The sequence below is a fragment of the Legionella navarrensis genome (genome assembly GCF_052527415.1).
In genome coordinates this window covers 119,166-145,498 of the sequence record NZ_JBNVZR010000005.1, presented here as the reverse complement: position 1 = coordinate 145,498, position 26,333 = coordinate 119,166, and the positions used below count along the sequence as shown (strand labels likewise).

The following is a 26,333-nucleotide window of genomic DNA, read 5'->3' as shown; positions in this document are numbered from 1 at the left end:
TCTTTGGCTTATGCAACCGATGGGGGCAGATTGAATCCAGTCAAAATGCCCGGGCTGAACGGATTGATCTGATTCTGGGTTTTTAGAATATACCGTCCGGAATTACCATTTACTTCGAACAGAATTTCCAGGCTGGAACTATCGTTGCTGTCAACAAGGACGTTGACTTTCTGCAGCATTCTGAAAAATGCCCAGGTGCCTGATTCTTCCAGCTCAAAATGATTGCCTTCGATGGAATCCAGGCGCAGTCTGGCGTTCGATTCAGGCCATTTGAAATAGGTGAACGACTCGCTTTCCTGATTGTCCGTCAGCGCCGTATTACCGAGACTTAACTGAAAGCTGGCTACAATCGGATCCAGGCTGATTTTCTGTAGACTGAATTCAATGCGGCTGGACGCACTTTTTTCCGGGAAAAACATGTTGCTGATCACGTTGGCGCGAATCAGCTCATTTATCAGTTCCGCTGAGATCGGTAAAACGTAACCATTACGATCCTTAGGCTGCCACTGCGGGTTGCTTGTATCAATAAAGGGTTGCAGATATTGTGTTACGAACGAATTCAAGGTGCCGTTGGGCTGGAAAAAACGATCGAAATCTTCCAGGGCAATATCATTTTTCTGTGTCGCATCCATGGGGAAACGATTGGCAATCTGGGTTTCGTAACTGCTGTACACGTGCTTTTTCCACTGCGCATTCAGATAACTCTTGCTCTCATTGATGAAAATAAACCAGGTATCATCAGCAATCTGTTTGGCCCAGGTCGCTACCGGCTCTGGTAATTGATGCGATTTATTATACAGGGAACTCAGGGGATCTGATTGGGTATCGCTCTGAAAACGCGCGCGGGTGAGTTCAAACACTGTACGGCCATCGTCGTTTACCAGCGACAGCGTGGTCAGGTATTTTTCCAGCTCGTTTACATTACGGGCCAATTCCATGGTGGATGAATGACTCATCAGACTCAGGGTAGTGAACTGGCTGGCGATTTTATGATTGAACAGTTCTGACTCGTCGCTCATATCCGGACTGGTTTCCTGCTGGATGAGGTCAATCAGCGTAGCAATCGATTTTTTCTGATACAGAACCTGAGTCAGCAGGCGGGCCTGCTGATAACCCTGAAAATGCTGTGGCCGGGTGCGTTCGATGAAATTTTTCCACCAGGTGATGTATTCAAAACAATAGGCTTCGAGTAACTTGTCGTACAGATTATCCAGATCCTGTCGCTGTAACACCCAGTTTTCCTTCAACAGTCTGGACGAAATGTCCGGCAACTGAGCGACCACCTGATTGAAGCCGGCCTTGGTGAAATACCCGGGCAACTCACGCGTTGTTAAATCAAAACCATCTACGCTGATGGGGATTCTCTGTTGCGGTAGCTGTTCCTTGACCAGCGAATAATACAGATAAGGCGCCGGCAGGGCGTTCATGTAATTACGTGCATCGCTGATGGCCTGTTGGTTAACAGGCAAAGCCTGCACCGGCTGTTTCAGAACGGTAGCCAGTAACAGGCGCTGCCTGCTGTTTAACTGCCCCTGATTGTTTTTCTTCCAATACTCAGTGAACCAGTTCAACACCTCGGCCTCGGAGAAATGCTGGGTATCTGACAGCATCAGGTACACCTTCAGCGCTTTATAGCGCTCTGGCTGAGAGGTGCCCGGATTGCTGAGCACGCCTTCAATTGTGGCCAGCAGATCAGGAACGTATTGCTGCTTGATGGTCTTATCGGTGTTTTCATGCAGCTGAACTTTCAGCTGTTTCAAGAGCGACGAACTGAGCAGTCCTGAAGGAATCGCACCCAGTCTGGCCTCGGCCAGAGACAGATGATACAGAGCTGCCGTTTTGTCATTGGTCTGACTGATCAGGGTTTCGTAGGTCAACAGTTCCTTGCTCGTTTCGTCGAGCAGCCTCGACGCCGTGACATACTGGTAGCCCACCAGAGACAGGAGCAGTGCGGCTGCCGAAGCAGTCAGGCCGATATACCATTTCTGGCTTTTATTAATGCGTGGCGTATGCCGCTGTGTCTGCAGCTGAAACGAACGCAGAGCGCCTTCGATAAAATAGGTGCGGTAGTTATTGGATTGCGGAATTTTATCCTGAACGGTCAGAGCGTATTCATGCTGAATTTTTTGATTCAGGCGATCAATACTTTGTCCACCCTGTTCGCTGCTGGTGAAATAAACAGCCTGGATACGAAAATAATTACTGGGAACCTTAAGTAATATGGTCTGCACGGGAATACTGAAACTCGCCAGTTGCAGAGGAAATTCACGAATCAGCGTGCGTTTGGCTCCAGAACGGGCGGGGTGCAGTCTGGCGATAATTTTTTGCCCCAGCAGCTCTATCATATGATCGTATTGCAGGCGAAAGCTGGCCAGCAGTTTTTCCCGTGGTTTGGAGCAATGCAGCGAAAAGCCCAGTGGCTCGGCCAGGTTGCTGCTGTGTTCGGATTGAAAAAATTCGCAAAAACCGGCCAGAGAATCGAGTTTGGTAAAAATCAGCGCAAGATCAACGTAATAGCCCAGCGCCTCGCCAAAACGCTGCAGCAATTGGCCGTGCGCCTGGCTGTATTCGTCAAGCTCCGCGGGCTCCACCTGCAGCAGTTCACGGCTGTCAACGCAGAGGATAAGACCGCTGATTTTAACGTTTTTGTGACAACGGTTGAGGTGTTTGCAGGTATAGGCGAGCAGGCTGTCGCTTTGATTAAGCCAGTCCTCACCCAACTCCAGGATAATACCGTGATCGTTATAAAAGATGTGGGCGCCGTTGACAGTATCCATAGGCCAGGACTGCAGGCCGCTTTGTCGCAGCAGGGCTGTTTTTCCCTGATTGATTTTACCCGTCAGCAAAACAAAGGACAGCGGGTTTGACTGGGGCTTAAGCAGCGTCATGACCTTAGTCAGCGCATCGCACAGTGTCTGCAGCGTAATATCCATTAATCGTCCAGCCTGGCAATGACAGTATGACCGAGCTGTACGGCTTTTGCCTTGTTTTCAAGCAGTACGTAGCTGGCTGTGATGCTTGATACCAGCAAGGCCACGCAGAGGCCAGCCAGAATCAGAACACGCCTGTGGCTGTTGGATGGTACCTCAATTTTTTTATGGCTGCGGAACAGCTGATGTGATTTGTTGACGCGATACTGCTGAATGAGCTGAAATAACTCTTCAATCAGGTTGTCCAGATTCATGCGTCCATCGGCCCGCTGGTGCTGCTTGCCTTCAAATCCGGCAATCAGACAATAATAAGCCAGTTCGATTAAATCCAGGTACTGATTAGGGCGTTCCTTGATGTGATTCACGATGTCAAAAAAGCGCTCTTCCGGGCCTACGTTGTCGTAAGACAGGGGAGTAAACGCGCGAAACTCAGCAGGGCTGCCATACAATCGTAAATAGCTTTTGCCCAGCAGTTCGTCGATGGTGGCGCAGAGAAGATAGGTTCCCATGGCATCGAGATCATCGGCGGTGGTTTTTCCGCACAGGCGGCTGTTAAATGCGTGCAGTTCGTGTTCGATGTTGTCGCGAATGCTGTTGATGTCCGGAAGAGTCGGGCTGACACAGAGTCGTTCAAGTAACGAAAACAGGGGACCGGCCGCTGCAACCAGAGGGTTGGTTGTGAACGGAACGATAAACAGCCTGGAACGATAATAGCTCTGTGGTGCTGGTTGATTGCCCGGCAAGGGCAGGCGTTTGACCAGCGAAGCCAGCAAGGGCTCGGCAGCCATGATTAACTCCAAAATTGGTTCAATCCGGTTAGGGTTTGCTTTCCATGAAGGCAAAGAACGTAATGATAATACGTTATCCGTCTGAGCTTGTCGATATACCCGGCAGGGCCCTGAACAACGCTCACCAGACGCAGACTGAGCATGAGTCTACGCCAGTGCCTCGGCAAAATATCGATTGACCCAGTCTTCGCCGAGATACTCGTAGCAATCATGCAGAAAGTCGCTGAGCTCTTCCGGGTCTTGCTGATGTTCCGCACCAATCGTTTCGATATCGTGATGGAAATACTGGCCAAAATGGGTCTGACAAAATGCACTGTATTCACGGGTATGCAGAATAAAGGCATGCCAGAGTTTATCAAGCTCAAGCAAAGGGCCAAACAGCCAGGTGTCTTTCTGTTGCTGTCTGCGCCGAAAGCTCAGCCACATCCAGGCGCGCAGATCCTTGAATAACTGCTGGGCTTCTGCCTTACTGTAACCCGGATTATGGTGGCAGAAGTAATCTGCTACATCGCTGTCGGGCCAGGCTCGTATCTGTTCCAGACTGACGGGCATCAATGAAAGCGGCAGCAGCTGGTTTTTAAGTTCTTGTTATTTGTAATAAAACATACAATTCGACTGATTTTTTCTGCAGTAGTCATGTTTATATCCTGAAATAATTATACAGAATGATGAATTTCAACATCAAATGGGTTTAATATCAACCTTTAAATAGTCAATCCACGTACGGAGCACGGAACCATGGCCTGCTTAACTCCGTTCGTAATCACGAAGATGTGCATTAAAATCGCCCGCTCATGTTCTCGTCTCTGTTTTTTCTTCAGGTCACGAGATTAGTTCATTTTTGAGTGGTATAATCCCTTATTTCTCATTCAGGCATGGATACGGGAACAATTGTGAACACATGGACGGTAAAAATAACACTGGCTTTTACCATACTGGTCTGGGCGTCAGCCTTTGTCGCTATTCGCATAGGCCTGCCTGAGTTTTCTCCTGGCGAACTGGCTCTCTATCGGTTTCTGGTCGCGTCTGTCTGCATGTTATTCCTGTACGTGCGCCTGCCGGCGCGGCCGCATGTGCCCTGGTCTGTCCGTATTCAGCTCCTGCTTATTGGCGTGGCAGGTATTGGCATATACAACATCTGCCTGAACGTGGGGGAAATGACGGTTTCGGCCGGCGTTGCCAGCTTTGTGATCGGGATGATGCCGGTGATCACCATTCTCCTGTCTGTCATATTTTTAAAAGAACGTCCCGGAATTCTGGTCTGGCTGGGGGTGACCATCAGCGTCATCGGCCTCTTCATGCTCATGTCAGCTGAAAGCACGGAAGGGCTGTTCAGTCGAGGTGTTGTGCTGATTTTTATCTCGGCTTTAATGGGTAGTTTTTATACCCTGATGCAGCGCCCTTATCTACGTGAGTATCATCCCATTGTGGTTACTGCCTGGGTCTTGTGGGGCGGAACCCTCTTCCTGTCGTGGTTTTTACCGGGCCTGAGTCGGGAAATTACTCATGCCGGTCTGGCCGCAAATGCCGCAGCCATTTATATGGGCGTTTTCCCTGGAGCGCTGGCTTATATTGCCTGGAGCCAGGTGCTGAATCATATGCCAGCCTCGGAGGCATCTCTTTATCTGTATGGCATGCCGGTTTTATCGACCATAATGGGCTATGCTCTGTTGAGTGAACAACCAGCGCTGTTCTCTCTGGTGGGTGGATTTTTAACGCTGCTTGGTGCGATGATAGCAACCAGAAAAGTATCCTGGTCACGTTGAATAATTGTTCAAATAAGGACGGTTCATGGAATTAAGAATTGATAATACGCCATTCAAGGCTCTGTTTCAGCCGCTTGATTTGGGATTTACTCAGCTAAAAAACCGTATTCTGATGGGGTCGATGCACACCGGCCTTGAGGAAGATAAGGAAGGCCTGCAGCGTCTGGCTGCCTTTTATCGCGAACGCGCCCTTGGTGGCGCCGGCCTGATTGTAACGGGGGGGATCGCACCAAACCGCGCTGGTCGTCTCGCTCCGTTTGCCGCCAAAATGACTAACTCCAGCGAGCAGCATCGTCACGAGCTGGTTACCCAGGCCGTTCATGATGCCGGTGGTAAAATTGCCATGCAGATTCTGCACGCCGGTCGTTATGGTTATCACCCTTTTGTAGTGGCACCCAGTGCCATCAAGTCGCCCATCAGCCCTTACAAGCCCTGGGCCATGAGTCGCCGCCGCGTGGCAAAAACCATTCAGCATTTTGTGCGCTGTGCCAGGCTGGCGCAGGCCGCCGGCTATGATGGTGTGGAAATCATGGGCAGCGAAGGCTATCTCATCAATCAGTTTATTGTGACGCATACCAATAAACGCCAGGACGAATGGGGTGGTTCATTCCAAAACCGCATCCGTTTTCCGATTGAAATCGTACGACAGACCCGCGAAGCCGTGGGTGAGAATTTCATTATTATTTACCGCCTGTCCATGCTCGATCTGATTGCCGATGGCAGTTCCTGGGAGGAGGTGGTTGAGCTGGGCAAGGCTATTGAGCAGGCCGGAGCGACCCTGATCAACACCGGAATTGGCTGGCATGAAGCGCGCATCCCCACCATTGCGACCATGGTGCCGGAAGCGGCCTTCACTGACATCACCAAACGACTGCGACCGGAGCTGTCCATACCGGTGATTACCTCCAACCGCATTAACACGCCAGAGCTTGCCAACCGTCTGCTGGAAGAAGGGAAGGCCGACATGGTATCGATGGCAAGGCCTTTCCTTGCCGATCCTCAGTTTGCAGAAAAAGCGCGCCTTGGCGAACGCGAAGCGATTAATGTCTGTATTGCCTGTAATCAAGCCTGTCTCGATCAGGTTTTTGTCAATAAATCGGCCTCGTGTCTGGTTAATCCCCGTGCCTGCAATGAAACCGAACTGGTGTATCAGACCGTGCATCGCCCCAAGCGTATTGCTGTGGTGGGCGCAGGTCCGGCCGGCCTTGCCTTTGCGACCGTTGCGGCCGAACGGGGTCATCAGGTTACCCTTTTTGAACAAAGCGGACGCCTGGGCGGGCAGTTTAATCTGGCTAAAAATATTCCAGGAAAAGAAGAGTTCCAGCACACCATTAATTATTTTTCCTGGCAGCTGGAAAAATATCAGGTCGATATCCGCCTGAACACCAGCGCCGATATCAGCGCGCTGCAGGGTTACGACGACGTGGTTCTGGCTACCGGCATCAAACCGCGTACCCCCGACATTGAAGGCATTCAGCATCCGATGGTAATGAGCTACATTGAGCTTATTGAAAAAATAAAAACACCGGGAGACAAGGTAGCTGTCATCGGGGCTGGCGGGATAGGTTTTGACGTAGCAGAATGGCTGACTCATTCGCGCGGAGAAAATGAGCGTTCAGAATTTTATAACGAGTGGGGCATTGATATGCACGCCGAACACCGCGGCGGTCTGAAACCGGCCGTAACCGAACCCAGTCCGCGCCAGGTGTATCTGTTGCAGAGAAAGAAAGAAAAGCTCGGCAAAAACCTCGGCAAAACAACCGGGTGGGTACATAGGCTCAGCCTGAAGCATAAAAAAGTGGTCATGCTCTCGGGTGTTGAATACCTGCGCATTGATGATCAGGGCCTGCATATCCGCATCAACGGTGAGGTACAGGTATTGCCGGTGAATACCGTCGTGGTATGTGCCGGACAGACCGAGCTGCGCGATCTGGTTGAGCCGCTCAGACAGGCTGGGCTGTCGGTGCACGTGATAGGCGGCGCATTCAAGGCCATGGAGCTGGACGCGCGGCATGCCATCGATCAGGCCTGTCGTCTGGCGGCATTAATTTAAGGAGGATGCCATGAGTCTGCACTTGTTTTCGCTGAATGATGTCAAACAGAGTATTGATATGAATCAGGCTATTGATGCCATGGAGCGAGCCTTTATCCAGCTCGCACGTCATCAGGTGCAGCTGCCTCTTCGTACCAGTATTCCCGTGAATGAGGCCCACGCTCTGACTCTGAGCATGCCGGCCTACCTCGCCGGGGAGAAGGTGCTGGGTCTGAAGGTTGTGTCCGTTTTTCCGGATAATGTGGCCAGACAAAAACCTGTGATCAACGGATTCATCATGCTGCTGGATGCTGAAACCGGTGAACCGAAAGCCTTGATGGACGCGGGATACCTCACCGCCCTGCGCACCGGCGCGATATCCGGACTGGCAACCCGGTATTTTGCCTCTGAGTCTGCCACGCATGTGGCGATCATCGGTTCTGGTGTACAGGCAGAAACTCAGCTTCAGGCCGTAGCGGCGGTACGGGATATCAAACGGGTTTCGTTATGGTCGCGTACGAGTGAAAATGCCCGGCAAATGGCGAAAAAATTCGAGCACCAATACAATATCGAGGTGTCGGATTCCGTTGCTCAGGCTGTTGCCGAAGCCGACGTCATCTGCACCGCAACCAGCAGCACAGAACCCTTGATTCACCGGCAGGATGTACAGAAGCACGCCCACATCAATGCCATTGGTTCGCATACGCGTGTCATGCGGGAAATCGCCAATGATCTGTTGCATGAAGCGGTGGTGATTGCAGACCAGCGCGAAGCCGTGCTGGCGGAGTCGGGTGAAATCATCAGCGCAGTGGAGCAGGGCCTGCTGAAAAAGAACGCTATCGTGGAGCTGGGGCCGTTTTTATTACAAAAACACGATGATTTCAAAAATAAACTGAGCGTCTTTAAGTCCGTGGGACTGGCCATTCAGGACATGAGCGTGGCATCGCAGGTGTATACGAACGCCATGAAGCAGGGCCTGGGCACGGCGTTTACTCTTTCGTAGCCACGATAAGGTTCATCCATGATGACACTCGCCGATTATCTGGCTCATTCACTCCATAAATCCGGTGTTAGCCATGTGTTCGGCGTGAGCGGCGCTAATATCGAAGACATTCTGGACGCCATCGTAAGGCTTGAGTCGCCCCTGCGCTTTATTCTGGCCAGGCATGAATTTTCTGCCGGCTGCATGGCTGACGCATACAGTCGCGTGTCGCGAACGCTTGGGGTCGTGATGAGTACCTCCGGTGGTGGCGCGTTGAATCTGGTACCGGCTCTTGCGGAGTCTCTGGCATCAGAGCAGCCGGTTCTGGCCGTTGTGGGAATGCCGCCCATGAGCCTTGAGGGTAAGGGGGCGTTTCAGGATGCCAGTGGTTTGAATGGCAGTTTATCGGCAGCTGCGTTGTTTTCAAGCGTGGCATCCAAATATTTTGCTGAGGTTCGGTCAGCGGAAAATTTTCCTGGTCAGTTACAGCAGGCGATCCAGCAGGCGCTGACGCCGCCTTTTGGTACCTCTGTTTTGCTGATACCGAAAAACATCCAGACACAGGAACTGACCGTTTCCCCCAAAAACCTGTTGCCGGCTGCCGTGCCTGGACTTGCCCGCAAACCAGGAAGGCTGACGTCAATATTGCCGATGAATCCGGGAGAAACTCTGGTGCTGATCGGGGAAGAAATACACCGACAGAATCTCGAGGAAGAACTGCGTGAGCTGGTTGAGCGTCTTAATGCGCGCGTAGCGGTGACGCCTGAGGCAAAGTCGGCCTGGGATAACAGGTCAGCGCTATTTACAGGTGTCAGCGGGATTGCTGGTCACGACTCAGTCATCGATGCGGCGCGTGCCTCGAAAACAATTATCGCTGCAGGAACCCGTTTGCAGTTGATGAGCCGTCTGGGTCTCGAGCCTTATCTTGATTCGCGGCCGATTATTTATCTGAATACCAGTGCCCCATGCTATGATTTTACTAATAACCGAGAGCCTGTACACATCCTGACAGGATGTCTGAAAGCCGATCTGCACGCGCTCGTCCAGCAATTGCACGTCAGCGACAGACAGGCAGCAGCCGACACCCCTGTTATCTTCGAAAAGCCCTGTTATTTTGATGCTATAGAAACGCCTGAGCTGTGTTTTGAATCGATTTTTACAACGCTCAATCAGGCAATAAGTGACGCTGATCTGGTGTTTGCCGACGCCGGAAACACTGGGGGTGCGGCGATTCATTACCTCAAGGGTGCATCATATTTTGGGATAGCGCTTGGCATGGGAGGCATGGGGTATGCCCTTGGTGCCAGCATCGGAGCATGCCTAAAGCGTGATCAGCGAACCTGGTGCATTCTCGGTGACGGTGCCTTGCTGATGCATGGCATGGAAATACACACAGCCATACAGTATGGCCTGCCGATCCGGTTTATCGTATTCAACAACAACGCCCACGCCATGTGCTACGACCGTGATCGCCTGTATCTAAGCGGAAAAACAAAGGACAACGTATTTGAAAAAAGTTTGTATGGAAGCGGGATGGCGCATATGTTTCCGGGATTGTACAGTCATGATGTTCATTCACTGGAGGAATTACACCAGCATCTGGCGCAATCAGCGGATTACCCTTTGCCGGTTCTGTTATCCATCACGCTCGATTATCGTGAAATCCCACCCTTTGTACCTTTTCTACAGCGTTTCAGGGATGTGACAGGCTGACGTTCGAGAATGCATTCGCTCCTGGAGCGCTGAATGATTTAAAACAATGCATGTGTTACTAATGCGGAATGATCCGGATATGCAGTAGGCTGGGCCTTTGCCCACCCTACCCCAAGATTGAATATTGATAAGGCACTAGTCGGAATCGGCAGGCAGGGTGTCATTCACCACTTTGGCGACACAGGTGTCAGACCATACATTCAGCGACGTTTCCAGCATGTCAATCAGGCTGTAGAAGGGTAGAATCACGCCCATCAGGGTAATCGGAACGTTCATGCTGGCCAGCAGACTGGCACTGAGAAAGAAGCAGCCCATGGGCACACCGGCGTTGCCAATCGCGGCGATGGTGGCAATCAGAACCCACACGCCCATCATGGGAATGGACACAACGATGCCGTGATTTTGCATCAGATAAATCACCGTCGCAAAAATAAAGGCGGCGCAGCCATTCATGTTCAGGCTGGTGCACAGGGGCAGCACGAAGCGGCTGATTTCAGGACGGACAGCCAGATTTTTTTCGGCCGTGTCCATGGTGACGGGCAGCGTGCCAACGGATGATTTGGAGAAAAAGGCAAGCGACAGGGCAGGAAGCATACGGCGCATGCTGTCGAAGGGGCGAATGCCATGATATTTTAACCACAGAGGCAGCACCAGAAAACCCTGCACAAGATTGGCGAGGACGACAATCAGCAGGTATTCGCCTATTCCTTTAATTGACTGACCGGAGCGAATCTGCACCACCGTGGCCGTGATAAAGCCAAACAGACCCAGCGGGATGATAGTAATCACCCATCCGGTAATCACCATCAACAGCCCGTGAGCGCCTTTGAAAAAAGCCATGATTGCGTGACGGGAATCGTAATCAGGGATAAAACGCATGCCCACGCCAACCAGAATACCAATCAACAGCACGCCCATCACCTGTTGTTCAAGGAACGGGGAGAAAAACGTGGCTGGAATCAGGTTGCTGATGTGCTGAAAATAACTGAACTGTTCTGCCCGCAGACCCGCTCCATCGGCTATGGTAACGCCAGCCATGCCCGGGTGAATGAGAATATACAACAGGCAGCTGATCGTTGCGGCGATGAGCGTGGTACCCAGAGTGTAGGTCATCGAGCGCCGCCACACGCGACGCATCAGACCGTCAGCACTGAAACTGGACAAGGTTACGATGATGGACAGAGCAATGATCGGCAGACTGATGCATTTAAAAATACGAATGAATACGTCTGAAATAAGCAGCCCGAGTGAATGCAGCCAGTTGATATCGGAATAGCCGCTGGCAACGCCAAGCGTGATCATCAGGGCGTACAGAAAAAAAGGGCTGAGCCAGAAAGGGCGTTTTTTACTGAGATGAGCTGACATAACAAAGTACCTGCGAATTAATAAAGGAGGTGACGACGTAAAATATAAGTGGGATTAGCAACAACAACGAGAGAGCTGGGCAGAGGCGGTATGGAGATAAACGAGGTAGTTTGCAGTGTTCATAATCACTCTTTGATTAAATTATATCCAAATAAGGCTATATTTTATCACAAATGACATTCAGGTCAAGGATTATCTGGGCGAGAGCATGAGGGAGCCGTTTGAAAGCATAGTAGGTTGGGCCTTGGCCCAACAATGGATCTGGTGAGATATTCTTTGTTGGGCCGAGGCCCAGCCTGCGCGGATGACTATGAACCTGGCATTTCCAGCAAAGCTGGCTTATTATGCCAGGAAATAACCGATTGAGGAAAACAGATGCCCAGGTTACTGCGGTTTGTAGAAAAAAGCGATCCTATTCTGCGTGAAACGATGCCAGAGGTTACGGATTTTAACGATCCGGAGCTGCATGCGCTTATTGAAGATATGTGCTATTCCATCCTGCCTGAGCAACTCGCCGCGGCTAAGGGAGCGCACAAAAGTGCCGCTGGCATGGCGGCTAATCAATGGGGCATTAAAAAGCGCGTTTTCCTGTTTACCCCGGACGGATCGGAAGCAGACAGTCCGCTTGCCGTCATGATAAACCCATCCTATGTTCCCTTTTCAGACCCCGAGGGAACAGAGCCGGAGACAGCGCAGGCCTACGAAGGATGTTTCTCTGTGCCATTAACCACGGGCTGTGTCAGCCGCTATCAGATGATTGTTGCAACCTGGTACACTCCAGCCGGAGAAAAGAAGGAATGCATTCTTGAGGGCTGGGAAGCGCGCGTATTTCAACATGAAACCGATCATTTGAACGGCAGACTGTTTGATGGCCAGCTTGATAACTTCGCCGGCCCCCTTTGCGAAGACAGGCGGATATTCAAGGATAATGATGAAATGGACGCATTCTGGAAGAACGGGTGAATAATCCGAACCGCGACTGTGAGGGAGCGGAAATTCTGGGATACACCAGACTGCTCCGCTCCTTCACAGTCGCGGTTCGGCTCAGGCGCAAACCTTCAGCAGCTGCTTCAATCGTACAATCCGCTGCCAGGCCTGGTTAATGCGGGCGGCTGAAATCGCTTTTTTGTTTACCAGACCCTCAATCAGATCAATCACCTGGGTGGCCGATGCAAAGCCCAGCTGATTGGCGATGATCACCATGTCGGCGCCGGCGTTGAGCGTCAGACGCAGCGATTCTTCCAGCGAAAAGTGATGGCTGATAGCATGCATTTGCAGATCGTCGCTGATGATAACCCCGTCATAAGCCATCTTTTCCCGCAGCAGACCGCTCAGAATCACAGAGGACAGGGTTGCTGGCAGACCACTGGGATCGAGCTGGCGGTTGATGACGTGCGCGGTCATCACCATGGCAGGGTGTTCGTCTTTGTGCAGCAGAGCCGCGTATGGCTCCAGCTCTTTCGACTGAAAGCTGTCCGTGACATCGACAAAACCTTCATGAGTATCGCCGGCAGCGCTGCCATGCCCAGGGAAGTGCTTGTAACAGCAGCTGATGCCGTAATCCGAGAAAATCTGTACAAACCGATCAGCTACCCGTACCACCTCGTCGGTCTGATCAGAAAAGCTGCGTTGCAGTCTGCCGATGATCCCCGCCTCGTGGTTCAGATTCAAATCGACCACCGGCGCAAAATTCAGGTTAAAGCCCAGCGAACGCAGGGTCTTCGCCATTTGCTGACATTCTCTGCTTAAATCCTGATCGGACAACTGCGCAAGCTGCGCGGGTGTCATCGTTGGCGGGCAGCCGCTGACGTGTTTCAGACGGTCAACGGCACCGCCTTCGTAATCGATGGCAATAAACAAAGGCAGCTCATCATCATCTGGGCCATGAGCCTGGTTGCAGGCCTGAAGCTTTTGATTTAACTGACTGACCTGCTGCTGCGTGCTGATGTTTTTTCCGGGCTGATTCTTTGCCACGTCAAAGTCAAACAGCAGAACGCCGCCCAGACCATCAGTGGACAACCACTGACGGACGGGGCTGTTTTCTGTCAGATCGGTGCCATCAAAGCCCATCATGAGCATCTGCCCGATTTGTTGTCTCAATGTTGCCAATTTCAATCCTTTTCAAACACACGAAATTGTCAAATGATACACAAGCCAGGCGGGCTTTGGAATCGTTTATTTCATGGGAGGAACAGGCGGAATCGATGTCATATCGCACTTGCAGTTGCCTGTAGCGGTGGGAGGGGCAGAGGTTCCTGGGAAGGCCTGAGGAAAGCAGACAGGAATTTCCCATGCTTTTTCCGTGGGCTTAGGTGCCAGCGGCAGCAGGGTGTATTTTGTTCCCTCATAGATCCTGTTTTCCGTACCCGCCCAGATAACCGGCTCAAAGCTCGCGCTGTAACCAAGGCGCTGACCACCCTGGCAGGTGAACGGAACCCGTGTCCAGAACTGGCCTTTGGGTATCATGGCCGTAGCCAGTGTTTCGCCGCTGACGGCATCACTTACGTTAACAGTGACATTGTAATCTCCCCAGCAGCTGTCCTTCACCGCAGTCATAAAGCAGGGAAAAGCCAGACTCTGTCCTGACAGGAGCAGGCAGCCGAGGGCTAATAGTTTGCGGGTCATGATGCAGGCCTCCTTAATAACTTAAAAAAAGTTCGATTAAATCACCGGTAAAATCAGGCTCCTGAAACAGGACGCCATGACCGGCACCTTTGATTTGTGCCAGCCAGGCGCCGGGAATAGCGGCTGCTATCATGGGGGCATTTTGTACGGGAGTCAGAATATCTTCAGTACCATTTATCACCAGTACGCGGTTTTTAATAAGCGGCAGTCTGTCCCAGACCCCTTCGCCCTGATTTTCAGCATTGACGGCTTCACTTTGCGCCTTCAGGGCATCCGGGTTCATTTTTGGTATGGGCATCTGACTCAGGATTTTAAGGTAGGCATCGGCCTGAGGAGCTGCCGTGGCTGGAAACAGCAGGGTTTTGATGGCTGTCGCAGGTGATATCTTCGTATCGTTAAGCATGTTGAAACTGCGGGCATCGGGCACCACGGTTTTTTTACCGCCGGCCTTGGCGCCGACCAGCACCACATGATGATATTTACTGCCGTTCTGTGTACTCATATAGAGTGCCAGACTTCCTCCCATGGAAAAACCAAGCAGATCGGGGCGCTCCAGTTTCTGACTCTCAATAAAAGCCTGAACGAGGCTGGAAAGCTTTTCCATGCTGTTGGGGTATTCACCCTTGATAGTCGACTCGCCGATGCCCGGGTAGTCAAACATAATCACTTCCCGCGTTTTGCTCAGTTTTTTCAGCAGGGTGGGGTGCCACATGGTCATGGCATCGCCATGGCCGGTGATCAGCAGCAGCGGGGCTCCAAAACCAAAACGATAATAGGCGATATTGGCATTACCCACCTCGGCATGCCTGAGCGGGCCATAAAAATCGGGTACGGCATTGGCAAAACCGAGGCTTGCGAATAACAGGCAAAGGGCCGAAAGCCAGCTTTTCATGACGTATTCCTTACCAGTATGACAGAATGATACGTTGAAATTTAGCATAGAGTGGCCTGTTTTTATAGCTGAGTACCGTTTCTGTATCTGAAAAAGCAACATCTACCGCCTGTTTATGAGTATAATAGAGAAAACGAGAGGACGAGGTTTTTGTGGACAAAAATATCGAACTTTATTATCAAAGCGCTCTTCGCCTGAAGCTGCCTGTTACCTGGCTGCCGGATATCGGTTTTTTACTGATTCGTCTGGGTAAAAAACGTTTTTTTTTCAAAGATACCATCACGCCCTTAAACGACATTGCCAGTATTTATCTGGCAAAAAATAAATATTTATTTCATCGACTGCTCAAAGGCCACGGATTTTCGGTTCCCAGTTCGATCATGATTCGCGCGCAGGATTTTAAGAAACATCCGCTGTCTGACTGGGTGGGGCATTTGAGCTTTCCTTTGGTGGTCAAACCGGCGCGTGATACCTGGAGTGGTCGCGACGTTCTCTGTGACATTCGCGATATTGACAGTCTCGCGACGCAGGTTGACGCCTTATTCGAAAAATACGATCAGGTACACATTGAAGAGTTTCATCAGGGGATGCGCGAATACCGTGTGCTGGTATTGAAAAACAGAATCCTCGGTGTGGTCGAGCGCATTGCTGCTCAGGTAACAGGGGATGGCGTTCACAGCATCGAACAGTTGATGACAGAGTATTATCAACAAAGGCCCACGTTTGACTCCTCACCTCTCATCGACGATTCGCAGGCGCAAGGCCGTATTCCCGAGCCTGGTGAGATTGTTCGCCTGACGCATCTGGCTAATCGCGCCCAGGGCGGGAAATCAATTTCTCTTGGAAAAAAAATTCACGCTGAAAATGCCCGCACCCTGATAAAGGCAGCCAGGCTGCTTGGGACGGATCTGGTGGGCTTTGATCTGTTGTGTGAGGATATTAACCGGCCTTTTTCACAGTCCCGCTGGATTATTCTGGAGGGGAATTTTGGGCCTGGCGTCAGTATTCACGAGCTGCCGGATGAAGGCAAAAAAATGAAGGTGAGTCAGGCTGTTTTAAAGCAGCTTATTTACGCTCAGCCTCTGGATTATCTGTGGCATCGACTGAAGGTTTTGTTCACGACTTTTGCAGAGGATAAGTCGCATGGATCATGACAGAAATCTGCAGCTTTATTACCAGGGTGCTCTTGAGCTGGGTCTGCCTCATGAGTTTATCGAGGACATTGGCTGTCTCAGGATCGCGCTTGGCAAACATAATTATTATTACTCAGGTGCCATGGTTCATCTTAATGAAGGCGCCAGTATTTTTCTTGCTACCAATAAGCATTATACGAATGGCATCATGAAACGTCTGGGGTGCCCTGTTCCCAATGCCATCGGTTTGAGCAAAGAGCAGTATCTGCAGGATCCGCTCGACACCTTGATTCAGGATTTAAACTTTCCCCTCGTCGCCAAACCCATGCAGGATACAGGGCGTGGGCTTGACGTGTTGTGTAATATCAAAAACCAGGAGCAGCTGGCCGCTCACTTACAGCATTTGTTTCATAAATATTCCCTTGTTCAGATTGAAGAATTCCATCCTAATCTGAACGAATATCGGATTTTAATCCTGAAAAAGCAGGTCATTGGCGTGGTGCAGCGATTTGGCGCACACGTAACAGGGGACGGTGAACACAGCATTGAAGAGCTGGTCGCAATAGAAAACATTGAGCGTGAGCGTCAGGGGCGCCGATTGACCATGTCTCCCATGGTCTTTGATGCGGAATACGATGCCTGTCTGGAAGAACAGCAGCTGACCCGTCAATCCGTGCTGGCCAGAGGACAATGTGTCCGCCTGTGCTATACCGCCAATACGGGACGAGGAGGAAGCATCGTTTCGCTGGGAACGCGCATTCATCCTGACAACGCGACACGCCTGTGCCAGGTGATTGAAGCGACAGGGCTGGGCTGTGTTGGCGTTGATGTACTGTGCGAGGACATTAACCAGCCCTTTACACCCGGCAAATTCATTCTTCTCGAACTGAACACCTCGCCCGATATCACCATTCACGAATGCCCGGCCAGCGGCCCGGTTGTGCGGGTGACGAAAAAGATATTAAGGCAACTAATATATCGACATCCAATTGCCTACCTAAAGCACCTGATACTGGCAGGTGACTGGTCGCTGTACTTCAAATCCGGACTGGTTTTGATGTTTTTTTTGCTGGTTTTGGACTACCTGCCCAGATAGGGATTGATTTTATACGACCAAAAGGCTATTCTTTGCACCCGTGGAGAGGTGGCCGAGTGGCTGAAGGCGCACGCCTGGAAAGTGTGTATACGGCAACGTATCGAGGGTTCGAATCCCTCTCTCTCCGCCAACCTGTTTCCTCGTTATTCCTTTTTTCCAGGCTTTGTACTGGACAATTTTTTAATCTTTGCATTACTTTCAGTGCATCATTTGCCCTCCTCGCACAGGCAGGGATCTATCTATAGTCAAATCAGGATTGGAACCAGCTCCAGGATAGTTGACAGACCGGAGTTTTGTCCAGTGCTGATTTTTCTAAGCATCTTCCCGCCCTCATTTAAGGTTGCGTTAATATTCACCTTTTATAATCTTTCCATCTTTGTGTAATATGTGTGCATCATGCCTGTCAGCGAAAATATCCTCAACGAATTTTATCAAGGCCTTAAACTGTTAATTGAGTTTGAAACCGGGCAAACCCGTGGCGCCATGAGCTCACCTTTTTTTGCTGTCAATAAAGTTGTTGCTCATTTTTGCGCGGCCTTGGATAAAGGCGATGTAATCGCTCCCTTTTTTCTTCACTATGTTGCAGATACATTTCCGGGCTATGTTGATTCACTCCAGCTGCCTGATTTGTCGCGTGTGCCAGAGCATAAATCCAAAGCCCGGACCCTTGTTAGGAACTATCAGACCTTCTTAAGCCTGTATGCGAGTGTCAGTAAGGTTCAAATGAGTCCAATGTCATCACAAAAGACAATTCTACAGTTATACGACATGGCACTTGCTTTAATGCAATCCGAGAGTACGCTCGGTGGGGTTTTGGCTGTGCAGATTATACAGCAGCTGTGCAAAGGGAAATTTAGCGCTGAGCTGAATAAATTATGTGCTGAAACTCTGGAAGCGTGTGCCTTTTATCCTGATGTGTATGCCATGTATGAATATGTCAGGTTTCTTGATAATAACGGTATGCGTGCTTCAAGCTCAGAGAAACACGCGATATTAGAAGAGGAACTGCATTTATTAGCCGAAAGTAATGGTGATCCCGGTGTATTGATGGCGCGCTATAAAAAAGATAAAAACTCTCGATATTTTTCTCAATGGTTATTTCAGTCTGCCATCCATGGCCAGATCGATCTGGCGATACTCATGCTGGAAAGATACATCTTCGAAGACGGAGCTCAATGGTATGATAAAATTACAGACAGAGACAGACTGGCGGAGGCTGTCAAGTGGTTTGACTGGTATGAAAAACATGCGCCACAGAAGGACCTCCATGCATACTGGAGGCAAATTGGGTCGTATGTCACTCATTATCATTCTGTGATTGGTGGTAATAAATACAAGGCTTTCTTTTTGTGTTATGCACTGGACAGAATGAATCTGGGGCTGCATGAGCAAAGCGATATACTTCCTCAGGCAGTTTTTCTCAATCAATTCGCGGATCTGGCGGAGCCGTTACAGAAAACGGGAGAAATACTTAGTATTACATGGAAGTTGAATAATGGTAGATTACCACCAGAAAGCTCCACCATGATGATCAATGAGATGGCCAGAGTCCTTGAAGCACGTCGTGACTACCATCAGGCTGAGCGGCTGTACAGGCAGGTTTATACCAGGGAGCCGCATCATCCGGTTCATCAGTTTAATTTAGCCAACATTCTTGCCTTACAAAATAAAAAACAGGCACAGCAAATCCGTTTGTTCTTTGAGGCGTCGCAGCAGAGGTGTGCAGACTCCATTCAATATCTATACAAAATACTTGTTATCAAAGGGCAGGGTACAGTTGAGGATTTGGAAAGACTGAAACAGCTGTTTGAATCGCCGGATTTTGACGCGAAGCTGCCTGTCCCCAAAAAACTATTAATTAACCTGATTGTAATGACAATTTTTCAAAGGATTACGAACACGGACATTATTAAATGGAGCAAGACCCTAAGGGACGGAAAACAATTGTTTACTGCCACGTATTTCGTTGAGCAGGACAGCGATGAAACTTCCCTTGTTGACGCCAGTGACGTCAGCAGCACAGCGATAGCGGCATGCAGCACAGAAACTCATAGTGATCCCGTAGAAGAGCCTGTCTCTACCAGCAGCTTCAGGCTGTTTAAGCCCGTCAAAAAAGAAGCAGCAACGATTGACGCAGCCAAAGCGCGGGCACTGAGAAAACTGACAGACCTGAACAGTAAACCCGTAAGAAATCTGAGCCTGAAAGACTTCATTCAGGCTAAAAAGGCGTATCAGATATTGACGGGTGATTCTGGCGGAATCGAGATTTCCAGTAAGGGCAGGACTTCGGGTTCCCGCGCTAAAATCGGGGATGCCAGCATGCATCTGGCGCATGGCCGTGATCGTATGTCGATAGGCGCACAAAGCGAAATCAAAGAGAAAATCAGCGAACTTTGTGTGAAGTTCCATTGAGGCCATCCTGACCTGAGTACATCATTGCTTCGCTGGCGCTCGTTCATGCTCCCACCCTGGGGCACCATGGCTTTATTATTTAAGTATGCTAAGATTTCATACAAGTATTATCCAATTTGTTTTCTGGAAACGAAGGAGTCGTGACATGAAACAGCATTCCCCTGGTTTTTTATCTCTGGTTACCGACGCAAAAAAGCGCATCGCCGAAATTAATTCCAAAACGCTCAGAGAAAAACTATACAAAAACGAAAACCTGATCCTCATAGACGTGAGGGAAGACAGTGAATGGGAGAGTACAGGGCATATTCCCACCGCGGTTCACATGGGCAAGGGCGTGCTTGAGCGCGATATTGAGAAAGCGATTCCCGACATGAATCAGGCCATTGTCCTGTATTGCAGCGGCGGTTTTCGCTGTGCCCTGGCTGCAGACACCCTGCAGAAAATGGGCTATCAACAGGTTTCTTCGCTGAGTGACGGCCTGCAGGGCTGGCTGGATGCCGGTTACGATGTTGAGCGTTAAATGATATACTGCGCAGCGATTCCTAACGACTGGAGCTGCGCTCATGTCCCCCGACTTTCTCAGATTAATGCTGGTCACCCATAAACAGGATATTCCTCTGACCGATTATCTTGCCTTTATCCGCCGTTGCGCGGCATCGGGCCTGACCTCCATTCAATTGCGCGAAAAACAGGCCAGCCAGGATGATTTACGGCAGATGGGCCGGGCGCTCCTGGCGATCACCCGGCCATTGGGCATTGCCCTGATCATAAACGACAACCTGGAGCTGGCGCTCGAACTGGATGCAGATGGCCTGCACCTGGGACAAAGCGATGGTGATCCGGTGGCAGCACGCGCCTTGCTTGGTCCAGACAAGTGGCTGGGCGTCTCGATTGACAGCATGGACAATCTGCATCTGGCCAATGAACTCCCGGTGGATTATGTGGGAGTTGGCGCGATTTTTCCGACGAACAGCAAAAGCAACGTAAGCCGCTTCTGGGGGATTGATGGTTTGCAGAAGGCGGCTGACCTGTCCCGGCATCCGATCATCGCCATTGGCGGTCTTGATGAGAATAACACGCGTGAGGTCATGCTGGCAGGAGCCAGCGGAGTCGCTGCAATTGAAGCATTTCATTCGGCCGAAGATCCGGAGCAATGCACCCGGAATCTGCGTGCGATAATCGAAACGTGCCGGACTGATACATGATGATGACGACTATCGAATCAACCCTGACGCGCTTGCGGCAGGCCAGGCCTCTTGTCTTGTGCCTGACCAACTACGTGACCATGGATTTCATGGCCAACAGTCTGCTGGCCGCTGGCTGTGCGCCGATTATGTCGGTGGATGGGCGCGAACTGGACGAGCTGCTGTCGATCAGTGATGCGTTGAGCCTTAATATTGGTACTCTGGATGAGCCCTTTATCGAACGCTGCCACCAGGCCATGGCTCTGGCTGAACGCTATGGCAAACCCGTGATTCTCGATCCGGTTGGCGCTGGCGCCAGCGTCTTGCGGACACAGACGGCGCGGGATTTGATGTCTGGCGCTGATATCATCCGCGGTAACGCCAGTGAAATCATGGCGCTGCTCGATAATGACATAGAGACGCGCGGTGTCGATGCGACGCAATCGGTGGCGGATGCCCAGACAGCTGCGCTTAAGCTTGCCAGCAGGCTGGATTGTACGGTGGTGGTCAGCGGGGCAGATGATTTTGTATGCAGCGCGGAGAAGCAGGACCTGCTGTCTTTTGGTTCGCCCTTAATGCCCATGGTAACGGGCATGGGCTGTACCCTGAGTGCTGTCATTGCTGCCTTTCGTGCTGTGCTGCCCGATTCTTATGAAGCTGCCCGCCTGGCAACGGCCTGGTTTGGCCTGTGCGGTCAGTTAAGTCACCAGATAACCGACAGGCCTGGCAGTTTTCGCACGACCTTTATCGATCAACTATACGCAGCCGATTTCGCTGCCATGAGGAAATACCTGTGAGTGATTTTGCCAAATGTTTATCCATTGCTGGATTTGACGGATCAGGGGGTGCCGGTATTCAGGCGGATTTGAAAACCTTTTCGGCCTTTGGCTGCTATGGCATGACAATCTTAACCGCCTTACCCGTGCAGAATACCTGTGGCGTACGTTCCTGTCATGCCATCCCTCTGAACTGTATTCAGGAGCAGCTTGAGGCGATTTTTGATGACATTCGGCCAGACAGCATCAAAATAGGCATGTTGTTCTCGAGCGATATCATTAAGCTTGTGGCTGATTTTCTTGAGCAGCACGCTGTGGGCATTCCCATCGTGCTGGACCCGGTCATGGTGGCTAAAAGCGGCGATCCGCTGTTGCAGGCAGAAGCGGTGCAGAGTCTGAAAAACCGTTTAATTCCACTGGTCACGGTAATCACGCCTAATTTGCCCGAAGCCTTTGAGCTGCTGGCGCCGGAAGACGATATGCCGACGCTGGCTGACGCGTTGCTGCAGCTTGGACCACAGGCTGTGTTTTTGAAAGGCGGTCATTCGGGTGGATTGCAGTCGAATGATTATTTTGTTGATAGGGAAGGCACGCGGTTCTGGCTGGAAGCCGAGCGCATTGAGTCAAATAATACGCACGGCACAGGATGTACCTTATCGGCTGCGATCGCTTCCTGTCTGGGACTTGGTCTGTCGCTGCCGGAGTCCTGTCGTGTGGCCAAATCGTACCTGCTGGATGCTATCCGTGCGGCCAAAGACAACAGCGTGGGCAAAGGCCACGGCCCGGTTCATCATTTTTATCATCTATGGCCAACTATTGAGCGATTATACTCCTCGCCAGACACTATATAGTTTTATCGAAGCCCTGCCTGTTTCCGCCCTTAGTCTCAGTGGTGTCTACCCTGGATGTACTATACTCAAAGTGCGATCCAACTGATTAAGGAAAATATTATGCTTGGCACGATTATATTGGTATTGCTGATTCTCTTCCTGCTTGGCGGACTACCTCGCTGGGGATATAGCAAGGGGTGGGGGTATGGGCCTAGTGGAATTATCGGGCTTATACTGGTGGTGTATCTTATTCTCGTATTAATTGGCAGGATTCCATTGGGCTTCTAGCCGATAAAATAATAAAAACATCTATCATCACGACCAGGGGACGTGATGAGCGTGTTTTCTCTCTATAACAGTCAGAGTTCAATTAAACAGAAACAGAGCCAGGCTTATCAACAGGATGCCAAAAATAACCCATTTTTGATGCTTGAAACGATCTCGATTTTTCATGATCTCTTGTTTCCTTTCTCTGGTTGGTCCATTTCACCGAGTCTGAAAAATACTCCGGCAAATCTCAAAATACATATCGCCCAGCGTGTTCAATTCGCTTAATGACACGCACTCATTAACCTGGTGAATCGTGGCGTTGACAGGCCCCAGCTCAAGTACCTCCACTCCGTAGGGCGCAATGAACCGGCCATCGGAGGTGCCGCCACTGGTGGATAATTCCGGTTCCTGCCCGGTGATGGACACAATGCTTTCAATGCAGCTGCTCAGCAGCCGACCCCTGGCCGTCAAAAAAGGATTGCCGCTTAGGCGCCAGCTGATCTCCGGATGCAGGCCGTGTTCAGCAAAGCAGCGTTCAACCGCTGACTTCAGACCATCTTCCGTCTGCTCCGTAGAGAAGCGGAAATTAAAATGCAAATCCAGCTTACCGGGAATAATATTGCCCGCTTCGCCACCCGCATGAACGTGCGTAACCTGAAACGAGGTTGGCGGAAAATAATCGTTGCCATTATCCCATTCGCGACTGGTCAGCTCCATCAAGGGGCGACTGACCGTGTGGATGGGATTTTCAGCCAGGTGTGGATAGGCCACATGACCCTGTCGGCCATGCAGGGTCAGTTGCCCGGTCAGAGAGCCCCGCCTGCCGATTTTAACCAGGTCACCAACCCTGAGCGTGCTGGATGGTTCGCCAACGATGCAGTAATCAATGCTGATACCCTGTTTTTCCAGCTCGCTCATCACATGTGGCGTGCCCAGATCATAGAGGTCGCCTTCTTCGCCGCTGGTGATCAAAAAGCCGAGGCTGCCGGAAAAGTCAGGATGCTGGCTGACAAAGCGTCTGGCGGCGTCCATCATGGCGGCGAGGCTGCCTTTCATATCGGCCACCCCGCGCCCATAGGCCATATCGCCGATGCAGGTCAGCTCAAAAGGGTCTGTCTGCCATTTACTGCGATCGCCTGCGGGAACCACATCGGTATGCCCGGCAAAAACCAGCAACGGAGCCTGATGGCCGTAACGGGCAAAAAAATTGGCGACAGGAGGGCTGTTGAATCGCTGACACTGAAAGCCGGCGGCTTCCAGATAGCTGATCATGTAATCCTGGCAGGCGGCATCGTCCGGCGTGACCGATTCAAAACGGGTCAAATCGGCCAACAGGTTTTGGATATCCATTATTTAATGTCTCGCAGCAATTCGTTGATGCTGACCTTGGCGCGCGTTTTTTCATCCACCTGCTTGACGATGACGGCACAGTACAGGCTGTGGCTGCCATCTTCGCTGGGCATGCTTCCGGCAACAACGACCGAGCCGGCTGGAATACGGCCATAACTGACGGTTTTGGTCAGGCGATTATAGATTTTGGTGCTTTGACCAAGGAACACACCCATGGACAATACGGAATCGCGCTCAACAATCACGCCTTCGACCACTTCGGAGCGCGCGCCAATAAAGCAGTTGTCTTCGATGATGGTGGGGTTGGCCTGCAGAGGTTCAAGCACGCCGCCAATGCCGGCGCCACCGGATAAATGCACGTTTTTACCAATCTGAGCGCAGCTGCCTACGGTAGCCCAGGTGTCGACCATAACGCCTTCGTCGATGTAGGCACCCACGTTGACATAAGAGGGCATGATCACGCTGTTTTTACCTATGAAGGCACCCCGGCGAATCATGGCGTGCGGCACGATGCGGACGCCCGTGGCCTGCCAGTCGCTGTCGGTATACCCTTGGTATTTGAGTGGTACCTTGTCGTAAAACTCGCAGAATCCAGCGTCGATGCGCTGATTAGGGTTCAGGCGAAAAGACAGCAGGACGGCTTTTTTCAGCCATTGATGCGTTACCCATTCGCCATTGATTTTTTCAGCAACGCGAAGTTGCCCCTGATCCAGACCGGACATGACTTCGTCTACGGCCTGACGCAGTGCTGCGGGTGCATTGTCAGGTGTTATTTGTGCCCGTTGTTCAAAACCGTCGTTGATCAGTGTCTGCAGTGTATTCATGGTGATGGTGTTCATAGAGTTGGGAAGATAATCAGTATACTACGTTTTCAGGCAGATGGCAGGGGTTCGGGGCAGGGGGCAGATCGTGCCAAATGATTAGCTTCAGTTCAAATTAAGATGAGACAGCCCTGGGCAGGGGGCAAGATGAATGAGCCATTGAATTATCGCTCCGAACTTACAATGGCTTCTTTCAGTCAAAAAACAGGCTTGCAATATTTTGTCCTGACCCATATATTGATTGCGCTTGAAAATTAACTCAAAGCTGGATTTAAAGGATTATGATGAAAAAAATGGATTTTAAGTCAGTTGTTCTCTTTCTGGCACCAACTGTATTGGTAACAGCTTCAGAGCCCGGATATACACAGACCATGGCCTATGGTGTAGAAAAGATTGCTGCACTGAGCCAGCCTCATTCGCGCCTGACCTCTGTTCAGGCTGGAGCCTTCCGATCGCTGAAAAACGCCAGCCAGCTCAAAGCCAGAATAGAAAAACAGTTCCATTACCCCGTGCGCATCGTACATGATAATGGCTACTACCGTGTCGTTGTTAACAGGACAGGCTCCCCGGTAAAGACCAGTGCGGCTCCTGTGCGGCATACGGTTCAGTCCCTGCCAGCGCCTTACCCAAAAACAACGGGATCCCAGCCTGCCAGACTAAAAGACGAGCCGCTTGAGGCATCCACCGGCAACTGGATTGTTGGTGCGGGAGCCGCCTTATCATGGAGCAGTCTCAGCAATCATGTGACGGTGGCGAATGGTTCTGCCTATGCTCCACCTAACAATGTTGATTACTACTCAACCTCAATGAAAAATCAGCCCCGACTTGACCTGCTGGCTGGATACCGCTGGCAGCGTGACCAGCAATGGCTGGCTGCCACTGAACTGGCTGTCCGCTACCAGCATATGTTTTCCCGATCGATTAATGGGAATATCACGCAATACGCAATACCTGAGTTTAATAATTATACCTACAGCTGGGACGTCAGCCGGGATGTGCTTTCACTGTACTCCAAAATGGATTTAACCCGATACAGACAGGTGATGCCTTATATCGATGCCAGTATTGGGGTAGCGTTCAATCGCGCAGGACAATACTCCGAAACATCGATAACGCCCCCGGTAACAAGCCGTATTAATCCTGCCTTCGGTTCCAGAACAGAATCAGCCTTTACTTATTCTGTTGGCGCCGGGCTGGATTTTCAATTTACCCCGAAGTTCATTATGTCGCTGGGATATGATTACCAGTCCTTTGGTCAGTTCGCATCAGGACCCGGACAATCCACATGGTCTTCATCCCGCTTGAAGTTAAATCATTCAGCAGCAAATTCCGCGCTGCTTGGTTTGACCTTTTTACTGTAATAACGTA

23 protein-coding genes and 1 tRNA gene are annotated in these 26,333 nt (G+C 50.8%); 15 read left to right on the top strand and 9 right to left on the bottom strand.

The genetic code is table 11. The features are described 5' to 3' along the window. Positions 1-8 precede the first annotated feature (8 nt). The 3 genes from icmF to ACQUTA_RS05100 form a co-directional block, all read right to left on the bottom strand. Complete coding sequence (gene icmF, locus ACQUTA_RS05110) at positions 9-2,933, bottom strand: type IVB secretion system protein IcmF (RefSeq protein WP_444987131.1); 2,925 nt, start codon at positions 2,931-2,933, stop codon at positions 9-11. After that, entirely contained in the window at positions 2,933-3,718 is a 786-nt protein-coding gene (gene icmH, locus ACQUTA_RS05105; RefSeq protein ID WP_444987130.1) for a type IVB secretion system protein IcmH/DotU, read from the bottom strand. Before icmH ends, icmF begins: the two co-directional genes overlap by 1 nt. Before the next feature lie 147 nt (positions 3,719-3,865). Continuing rightward, positions 3,866-4,270, bottom strand: a complete 405-nt coding sequence (locus tag ACQUTA_RS05100; protein WP_444987129.1) for a UCP032817 domain-containing protein — start codon at positions 4,268-4,270, stop codon at positions 3,866-3,868. Positions 4,271-4,611: 341 nt separating this feature from the next. On the opposite strand from ACQUTA_RS05100, the gene ACQUTA_RS05095 reads away from it, so the two are divergent. From ACQUTA_RS05095 to ACQUTA_RS05080, 4 genes are read left to right on the top strand one after another with little or no spacing between them, the layout of a single operon-like run. Next, positions 4,612-5,484, top strand: a complete 873-nt coding sequence (locus tag ACQUTA_RS05095; protein ID WP_444987128.1) for a DMT family transporter — start codon at positions 4,612-4,614, stop codon at positions 5,482-5,484. A gap of 25 nt (positions 5,485-5,509) precedes the next feature. Further along, complete coding sequence (locus ACQUTA_RS05090) at positions 5,510-7,537, top strand: NADPH-dependent 2,4-dienoyl-CoA reductase (protein ID WP_444987127.1); 2,028 nt, start codon at positions 5,510-5,512, stop codon at positions 7,535-7,537. A 10-nt stretch (positions 7,538-7,547) separates the two neighbouring features. After that, entirely contained in the window at positions 7,548-8,519 is a 972-nt protein-coding gene (locus ACQUTA_RS05085; protein WP_444987126.1) for an ornithine cyclodeaminase family protein, read from the top strand. A gap of 18 nt (positions 8,520-8,537) precedes the next feature. Beyond that, complete coding sequence (locus ACQUTA_RS05080; RefSeq protein WP_444987125.1) at positions 8,538-10,211, top strand: thiamine pyrophosphate-binding protein; 1,674 nt, start codon at positions 8,538-8,540, stop codon at positions 10,209-10,211. A gap of 135 nt (positions 10,212-10,346) precedes the next feature. Here ACQUTA_RS05080 and ACQUTA_RS05075 read toward each other — a convergent pair whose 3' ends face one another. Then, positions 10,347-11,576, bottom strand: a complete 1,230-nt coding sequence (locus ACQUTA_RS05075; protein ID WP_444987124.1) for a dicarboxylate/amino acid:cation symporter — start codon at positions 11,574-11,576, stop codon at positions 10,347-10,349. 375 nt (positions 11,577-11,951) lie between these two features. On the opposite strand from ACQUTA_RS05075, the gene ACQUTA_RS05070 reads away from it, so the two are divergent. Then, positions 11,952-12,539 carry a peptide deformylase gene (locus ACQUTA_RS05070; protein ID WP_444987123.1) on the top strand — a complete coding sequence of 196 codons (588 nt, stop codon included), beginning with the start codon at positions 11,952-11,954 and terminating at the stop codon, positions 12,537-12,539. An 81-nt stretch (positions 12,540-12,620) separates the two neighbouring features. On the opposite strand, the gene ACQUTA_RS05065 is transcribed toward ACQUTA_RS05070, so the two are convergent. The 3 genes from ACQUTA_RS05065 to ACQUTA_RS05055 form a co-directional block, all read right to left on the bottom strand. Then, entirely contained in the window at positions 12,621-13,685 is a 1,065-nt protein-coding gene (locus ACQUTA_RS05065; protein WP_444987122.1) for a glycoside hydrolase family 3 protein, read from the bottom strand. A gap of 66 nt (positions 13,686-13,751) precedes the next feature. Continuing rightward, positions 13,752-14,201, bottom strand: coding sequence for a hypothetical protein (locus tag ACQUTA_RS05060; protein WP_444987121.1), 450 nt, complete (start codon positions 14,199-14,201; stop codon positions 13,752-13,754). A 13-nt stretch (positions 14,202-14,214) separates the two neighbouring features. Next, positions 14,215-15,093, bottom strand: a complete 879-nt coding sequence (locus tag ACQUTA_RS05055) for an alpha/beta fold hydrolase (protein WP_444987120.1) — start codon at positions 15,091-15,093, stop codon at positions 14,215-14,217. A 152-nt stretch (positions 15,094-15,245) separates the two neighbouring features. On the opposite strand from ACQUTA_RS05055, the gene ACQUTA_RS05050 reads away from it, so the two are divergent. The 9 genes from ACQUTA_RS05050 to ACQUTA_RS05010 all read left to right on the top strand — a co-directional run bounded on the left by ACQUTA_RS05050 (position 15,246) and on the right by ACQUTA_RS05010 (position 22,812). Then, on the top strand, positions 15,246-16,247 hold the full coding sequence (locus ACQUTA_RS05050; RefSeq protein ID WP_444987119.1) for a hypothetical protein: 1,002 nt from the start codon (positions 15,246-15,248) through the stop codon (positions 16,245-16,247). Continuing rightward, a complete protein-coding gene (locus ACQUTA_RS05045; RefSeq protein ID WP_444987118.1) occupies positions 16,237-17,322 on the top strand; it encodes a UDP-N-acetylmuramyl peptide synthase in 1,086 nt (361 codons plus the stop codon). Before ACQUTA_RS05050 ends, ACQUTA_RS05045 begins: the two co-directional genes overlap by 11 nt. A 42-nt stretch (positions 17,323-17,364) precedes the next feature. Next, positions 17,365-17,452, top strand: a tRNA-Ser gene (locus tag ACQUTA_RS05040). 266 nt (positions 17,453-17,718) lie between these two features. Further along, on the top strand, positions 17,719-19,734 hold the full coding sequence (locus ACQUTA_RS05035; protein WP_444987117.1) for a hypothetical protein: 2,016 nt from the start codon (positions 17,719-17,721) through the stop codon (positions 19,732-19,734). Between the two features lie 145 nt (positions 19,735-19,879). Then, positions 19,880-20,254, top strand: coding sequence for a rhodanese-like domain-containing protein (locus ACQUTA_RS05030; RefSeq protein WP_444987116.1), 375 nt, complete (start codon positions 19,880-19,882; stop codon positions 20,252-20,254). A 43-nt stretch (positions 20,255-20,297) separates the two neighbouring features. Then, positions 20,298-20,939: a thiamine phosphate synthase gene (gene thiE / locus ACQUTA_RS05025; RefSeq protein ID WP_444987115.1), complete on the top strand. Its 642-nt coding sequence runs from the start codon at positions 20,298-20,300 to the stop codon at positions 20,937-20,939. Further along, the gene (thiM, locus tag ACQUTA_RS05020; RefSeq protein WP_444987114.1) at positions 20,936-21,715 is read left to right on the top strand and encodes a hydroxyethylthiazole kinase; all 780 of its coding nucleotides are present in this window, start codon (positions 20,936-20,938) and stop codon (positions 21,713-21,715) included. The genes thiE and thiM overlap by 4 nt, the downstream gene beginning before the upstream one ends. Continuing rightward, positions 21,712-22,545 (top strand): bifunctional hydroxymethylpyrimidine kinase/phosphomethylpyrimidine kinase, encoded by an 834-nt coding sequence (gene thiD / locus ACQUTA_RS05015; protein WP_444987113.1) that lies wholly within the window; start codon positions 21,712-21,714, stop codon positions 22,543-22,545. The genes thiM and thiD overlap by 4 nt, the downstream gene beginning before the upstream one ends. A gap of 54 nt (positions 22,546-22,599) precedes the next feature. Continuing rightward, positions 22,600-22,812 carry a DUF3309 domain-containing protein gene (locus ACQUTA_RS05010; RefSeq protein ID WP_444987112.1) on the top strand — a complete coding sequence of 71 codons (213 nt, stop codon included), beginning with the start codon at positions 22,600-22,602 and terminating at the stop codon, positions 22,810-22,812. Between the two features lie 198 nt (positions 22,813-23,010). On the opposite strand, the gene dapE is transcribed toward ACQUTA_RS05010, so the two are convergent. Then, positions 23,011-24,144 (bottom strand): succinyl-diaminopimelate desuccinylase, encoded by a 1,134-nt coding sequence (dapE, locus tag ACQUTA_RS05005; RefSeq protein WP_444987111.1) that lies wholly within the window; start codon positions 24,142-24,144, stop codon positions 23,011-23,013. Then, entirely contained in the window at positions 24,144-24,968 is an 825-nt protein-coding gene (gene dapD, locus ACQUTA_RS05000) for a 2,3,4,5-tetrahydropyridine-2,6-dicarboxylate N-succinyltransferase (protein WP_444987109.1), read from the bottom strand. The genes dapE and dapD overlap by 1 nt, the downstream gene beginning before the upstream one ends. 278 nt (positions 24,969-25,246) lie before the next feature. Here dapD and ACQUTA_RS04995 point away from each other — a divergent pair, with 278 nt between their 5' ends. Further along, positions 25,247-26,326, top strand: a complete 1,080-nt coding sequence (locus ACQUTA_RS04995; protein ID WP_444987108.1) for an SPOR domain-containing protein — start codon at positions 25,247-25,249, stop codon at positions 26,324-26,326. Positions 26,327-26,333: the final 7 nt, after the last annotated feature.

What these genes read in the sequence shown, in the direction of transcription:
- icmF (WP_444987131.1), bottom strand. Translation starts at nt 2,933, where the DNA reads ATGGATATTACGCTGCAGACACTGTGCGATGCGCTGACTAAGGTCATG.
- icmH (WP_444987130.1), bottom strand. Translation starts at nt 3,718, where the DNA reads ATGGCTGCCGAGCCCTTGCTGGCTTCGCTGGTCAAACGCCTGCCCTTG.
- ACQUTA_RS05100 (WP_444987129.1), bottom strand. Translation starts at nt 4,270, where the DNA reads ATGCCCGTCAGTCTGGAACAGATACGAGCCTGGCCCGACAGCGATGTA.
- ACQUTA_RS05090 (WP_444987127.1), top strand. Translation starts at nt 5,510, where the DNA reads ATGGAATTAAGAATTGATAATACGCCATTCAAGGCTCTGTTTCAGCCG.
- ACQUTA_RS05085 (WP_444987126.1), top strand. Translation starts at nt 7,548, where the DNA reads ATGAGTCTGCACTTGTTTTCGCTGAATGATGTCAAACAGAGTATTGAT.
- ACQUTA_RS05080 (WP_444987125.1), top strand. Translation starts at nt 8,538, where the DNA reads ATGATGACACTCGCCGATTATCTGGCTCATTCACTCCATAAATCCGGT.
- ACQUTA_RS05075 (WP_444987124.1), bottom strand. Translation starts at nt 11,576, where the DNA reads ATGTCAGCTCATCTCAGTAAAAAACGCCCTTTCTGGCTCAGCCCTTTT.
- ACQUTA_RS05070 (WP_444987123.1), top strand. Translation starts at nt 11,952, where the DNA reads ATGCCCAGGTTACTGCGGTTTGTAGAAAAAAGCGATCCTATTCTGCGT.
- ACQUTA_RS05060 (WP_444987121.1), bottom strand. Translation starts at nt 14,201, where the DNA reads ATGACCCGCAAACTATTAGCCCTCGGCTGCCTGCTCCTGTCAGGACAG.
- ACQUTA_RS05055 (WP_444987120.1), bottom strand. Translation starts at nt 15,093, where the DNA reads ATGAAAAGCTGGCTTTCGGCCCTTTGCCTGTTATTCGCAAGCCTCGGT.
- ACQUTA_RS05045 (WP_444987118.1), top strand. Translation starts at nt 16,237, where the DNA reads ATGGATCATGACAGAAATCTGCAGCTTTATTACCAGGGTGCTCTTGAG.
- ACQUTA_RS05035 (WP_444987117.1), top strand. Translation starts at nt 17,719, where the DNA reads ATGCCTGTCAGCGAAAATATCCTCAACGAATTTTATCAAGGCCTTAAA.
- ACQUTA_RS05030 (WP_444987116.1), top strand. Translation starts at nt 19,880, where the DNA reads ATGAAACAGCATTCCCCTGGTTTTTTATCTCTGGTTACCGACGCAAAA.
- thiE (WP_444987115.1), top strand. Translation starts at nt 20,298, where the DNA reads ATGTCCCCCGACTTTCTCAGATTAATGCTGGTCACCCATAAACAGGAT.
- thiM (WP_444987114.1), top strand. Translation starts at nt 20,936, where the DNA reads ATGATGATGACGACTATCGAATCAACCCTGACGCGCTTGCGGCAGGCC.
- ACQUTA_RS05010 (WP_444987112.1), top strand. Translation starts at nt 22,600, where the DNA reads ATGTACTATACTCAAAGTGCGATCCAACTGATTAAGGAAAATATTATG.
- dapE (WP_444987111.1), bottom strand. Translation starts at nt 24,144, where the DNA reads ATGGATATCCAAAACCTGTTGGCCGATTTGACCCGTTTTGAATCGGTC.
- dapD (WP_444987109.1), bottom strand. Translation starts at nt 24,968, where the DNA reads ATGAATACACTGCAGACACTGATCAACGACGGTTTTGAACAACGGGCA.
- ACQUTA_RS04995 (WP_444987108.1), top strand. Translation starts at nt 25,247, where the DNA reads ATGATGAAAAAAATGGATTTTAAGTCAGTTGTTCTCTTTCTGGCACCA.